This is a genomic window from Skermanella sp. (assembly GCF_059503625.1).
Map to the genome: position 1 here is coordinate 1 of NZ_JCACHA010000092.1, position 3993 is coordinate 3993.

The 3993-nt window shown below is 64.2% G+C and carries 7 protein-coding genes; 5 read left to right on the plus strand and 2 right to left on the minus strand.

Going from position 1 to position 3993, the window contains the following annotated elements; translation table 11 throughout:
• On the minus strand, positions 1-200 hold a 200-nt coding region (locus AC5JJ6_RS02405; RefSeq protein WP_496040511.1), incomplete at its 3' end, for a DUF4112 domain-containing protein.
• Between the two features lie 188 nt (positions 201-388).
• Here AC5JJ6_RS02405 and AC5JJ6_RS02410 point away from each other — a divergent pair.
• From AC5JJ6_RS02410 to AC5JJ6_RS02430, 5 genes are all read left to right on the plus strand, one after another.
• Entirely contained in the window at positions 389-637 is a 249-nt protein-coding gene (locus AC5JJ6_RS02410; protein WP_044434463.1) for a hypothetical protein, read from the plus strand.
• Positions 638-891: 254 nt separating this feature from the next.
• Positions 892-1059 carry a hypothetical protein gene (locus AC5JJ6_RS02415; protein WP_496040512.1) on the plus strand — a complete coding sequence of 56 codons (168 nt, stop codon included), beginning with the start codon at positions 892-894 and terminating at the stop codon, positions 1057-1059.
• A gap of 94 nt (positions 1060-1153) precedes the next feature.
• The gene (locus AC5JJ6_RS02420) at positions 1154-2236 is read left to right on the plus strand and encodes an enolase C-terminal domain-like protein (protein WP_496040513.1); all 1083 of its coding nucleotides are present in this window, start codon (positions 1154-1156) and stop codon (positions 2234-2236) included.
• Between the two features lie 64 nt (positions 2237-2300).
• Positions 2301-2663, plus strand: coding sequence for a hypothetical protein (locus tag AC5JJ6_RS02425; RefSeq protein ID WP_496040514.1), 363 nt, complete (start codon positions 2301-2303; stop codon positions 2661-2663).
• Positions 2664-2750: 87 nt separating this feature from the next.
• The gene (locus AC5JJ6_RS02430; RefSeq protein WP_496040515.1) at positions 2751-3404 is read left to right on the plus strand and encodes an RraA family protein; all 654 of its coding nucleotides are present in this window, start codon (positions 2751-2753) and stop codon (positions 3402-3404) included.
• 227 nt (positions 3405-3631) lie between these two features.
• Here AC5JJ6_RS02430 and AC5JJ6_RS02435 read toward each other — a convergent pair.
• On the minus strand, positions 3632-3993 hold a 362-nt coding region (locus tag AC5JJ6_RS02435), incomplete at its 5' end, for an ATP-binding cassette domain-containing protein (protein ID WP_496040516.1).

Consider the following 3993-nt stretch of genomic DNA (forward strand, 5'->3'; position numbering starts at 1 on the left):
GAGATGGCGGTGGTCGCGAGATTGCCGATACCGGGCACGAGGCCGAGCATCGCGTCGGCGCCGATGGTGAAATTGGTGCCCGGCACGCGGATGGCGGAGTCCATCGCCCAGGCAAGCCGCTCCAGCCGTTCACGCGCGTCGCGCCTGTCCGATATGCTATAGAGGTCGTCCTGATCGGAAAATAAAAAGGTGGCAGTCATTTGAACCCTCCAGATGGGGATGGAGTAACCATCCGCTCAGGTGAAGGGCTCCGACATCGCGATCAGCATAAAAAGCCGATCGCCAGAGGGGCCCGGAGCCGTTGACCGGGAGATGGCCATGGCCAATCTCCTGTACAAGGGTATGCACCACGTTCACGATGAAGATATTTACCTGGCAAGGGGAATGAATGCTTTTCGTCGTTCTCGATCTTTCGGCCATGGTCGCGGCACTTGCGGCGTCATGGCTTTGGTTCATGTCCAGCCGGCAGCGGGTGCGCCGCATCAGCCGGGCCGAGACGCTCGATGCCGCCGATTTGAACCGGATCATCGTGGCGATCAACCGGACCCAGATCCTCAACAGCCAGGCAGCGATGGCGGCAACCCTATCGGCTCTTTTCGCCGCCCTTCGTTTCGGTCTCGATGCGCTCGTCCGCTGATCCGTTCGCGGACGTCGTTTACCGGACCGGTCGGCGCTCTGCGGCCGTTTATGCCGGGCGCTCTCGACGACTGATATTGTTTTAGTTCTTTTTACTCATGGTTCGAGGATAGACGGCACAGTCGAAACACGGCCATTTTTTCCGGCAATGCATCGATCCCGACCTATGTAGAGACCGAAACAGCCGCCTTCGAAGCTGTTCAAACCGGCAGTCGGCCAAGACCGCCGATGCCCCATCACTGTGGGAGATAGCCAATGACCACGAACTGGATCATCGATACACTCCTCGTCCTTGTCGCTCTCGGTTCGATCTTCGTGCTGATGAAGGCTTCGCTTCAGAAGAACAACAAGATGGTCGGAGTTTGGGGATCCGTGATGACGATGGCGGTCGCGGCGCTGCTCTGGCAGAGATTTGCCGAATAAGGGAGGCCCTGCGCGATCGGCGCTTGCACGAAGGCCCCGCAAGGCATTTCATCTCCCGAAGCCGGCATTAACCGACGTCCCAAGGGAGCCAGCCATGACCACGCCGCCGACCATTCGATCGCTCCGCGCGCGGTCTGTGCTGGCCCCGATGCCGCGACCCTTGCGAACGGCCTCCGGTGCGATTCCGGCGGCGCCCCTGGTCCTGATCGACGTTCAAACCGATCAGGACGTCGTCGGACGCGCCTACGTCTTCTGCTACACGCCGCTGATGCTGAAGCCGGTTTCGGCGATCCTGAAAGAGATCGAAGGCTTGATCGCCGGCAAACCGGTAGCGCCCGCCGACCGTTTCCACGATCTGTCACGGACCTTCCGCCTGCTGGGGCGGCAGGGCCTTGTCGGCATGGCGCTGTCCGGCCTGGACATGGCATTGTGGGACGCGCTGGGCCGCGCCGCCGGCCGGCCGGTCGTCGAGCTGCTGGGCGGGACCGCCAAGCCCGTACCGGCCTATGACAGCTTCGGCCTTGTCGATCCGGTCGCCGACCGCAAGATGCTGGAGCAGTCCATCGGCGCCGGCTTCAAGGCCATCAAGATCAAGATCGGCGAGGGCTGTGCCGCCGAGGACGCGGCCATGGTCCGCGCCGTCCGGGAGATCATCGGGGCCGACATCCAGCTCATGGTCGATCTCAACCAGTCGCAGAGCGCCACCGATGCGATCCGCCGCATCGACCGGCTGGCCGCCTGTGACCTGACCTGGGTCGAGGAACCGGTCGCCGCCGAGGACCTGGAAGGGCACGCCCGCGTCCGCGCCGCATCGCCGGTTCCCGTCCAGACCGGCGAGAACTGGTGGTTCCCGGCTGATATGGCCCGCGCGATCTCGGCCGGCGCCTGCGACATGGCGATGCCCGATCTCATCAAGATCGGCGGGATAACGGGATGGCTGCGCGCGATGGCCCTCGCCGAAGCGGCCAGCCTGCCGCTTTCCAGCCACCTGTTCATAGAGGCGAGCGCCCACGTGCTGGCCGTCAGCCCCACCTGCCACTTCCTCGAACACCTCGATATGGCCGGAGCCGTCATGGCCGAACCGGCGCCTCTGGCCGGCGGCATGGTCACGGCGCGCGGACCGGGGCTGGGCATGGCATGGAACGAGGATGCCGTAGCACGCTTCCTGGTGGCTTGAAGCTGTCCACCGGGATCGCCGGTTTCATCCTCGACCCCTTCAAAGCCGCAGGAAATGCGGTAAGGTGACCGAAGCGATCGACGATCCGGTTGATCCAGGAGGACTGATGCAGGAAATCGATACCGTGCTGCGGGAGTTCACGGGCCGCAAGGCCCTGTTCACCTCGATAGACATTGCCAACGAGGTCAAGCGGCGGGGGACCTGGATTCCCAACCGCGACGTCGCCTTGTACATGCGACAGCATGAATTGCTGGCTCCGGGCGGCGACTATCTCATGACGCTGACGACGGTTTCCCTCAGGGACGGCAGGCCGGTAGAGGCCTATGTCTACCATCCCGCCGGCTCCCCGGTGGCGGCGTACGGTGAAATCCTTCAATCGGCGATGTCGCCGCAGGAGTTCGCCGCCCTTCACCCGCCGGGCTCATGAAGCCCTGGTTTCCCGCTGTTTCCCAAGTAGAGTGGACTGACCATTCGCGAGAAGAATGAAGCTGCAAAAATCGGAGGAAGCCGCCGAATGACCGTGACCGTCCATCCAATCCAGCCGGCTCCGCTGGCGGAGGGCCTGCTTGCCCGCTGGCGGCGGATCCCCGTTTCCGTCATCGTCGACCTTGCTCCGGATCGCCAGATCGATCCGGGAGTGAAGCCGCTGCGTCCGGCGGACCTTCAGCCTGCCCTGTTCGGGCGGGCCGTCACCGCCCGCTGCGATCCGCCGGACTTCGGTTCGGTGTTGCGGTCTCTGGAATTCGTCGAGCCTGGAAACGTCCTGGTGATCGCGGCGGGAAGCCACGCAGGCCACGCGATGATCGGCGACGTGCTTGGAGGACATCTCCATCGCAAAGGTGCTGCTGGCGTCGTCTGCGACGGCGCCATCCGCGACACGGCGGGTCTGGCGGCGATGACCGGGTTTTCGGTCTACTCCCGCGCCGTAAATCCGCGCGGGCCGACCGGAGCCTCCGAAGGCGAGGTCAATGTGGCCGTCGATATCGGTGGCTGCACCGTCAACCCCGGTGACCTGATCATCGGCGACGGCGACGGCCTGGCGGCGCTGACGCCGGCGAACTTGGAGAGCTTGATCGACGCGGCGGAAGCCAAGCTGGCGCTCGAGGCCGAGTGGACGGCGCGGCTGACGGCCGGCGACAGGATCGGCGAGATATTCGGGCTGCCTTGATCGGTCCGACCAGCAACGACGCGGAAAGGGATGCCGGCAGCCGATGGTCCGCCGTCAGGCGGCTGGCATCGGCGCCAGCACCAGGGATGCCTGTTCCGGTGGCAGGCGGATCGCCTTCCTGTTGTCGGCGACCTTGGTCTCCTTGTTGAAGCGGTCGAGTTTCATCTGAGCCGCCGCTTCCGTGCCCAGTCGCGCAGGACGCCGGTGCGGCGAGGCGATCGCGTTCGCTATCTGTAATAGACCGTGATCCTGCGGCCTTCGATTTCGTGGATGTCGGCTTCTATGCCGTAGATCTCGCGGATGACGTCGGCCGTTATCATTTCCTCCGGCGTGCCGGCGCAAGCGACGCGGCCGTCGCGCATGGCGATGATCCGGTCGGAATAGCAGGAGGCGAAGTTGATGTCGTGCAGCACGAGGATGATGGTCTTCCCGAACTCGTCCGCCGTGCGCCGGAACAGCTTCATCATCGCCACGGCATGCTTGACGTCCAGATTGTTCAGCGGCTCGTCCAGCAGGATGTAGTTCGTGTCCTGGCACAGGACCATGGCGATGAAGGCCCGCTGCCGCTGGCCGCCGGAAAGTTCGTCGA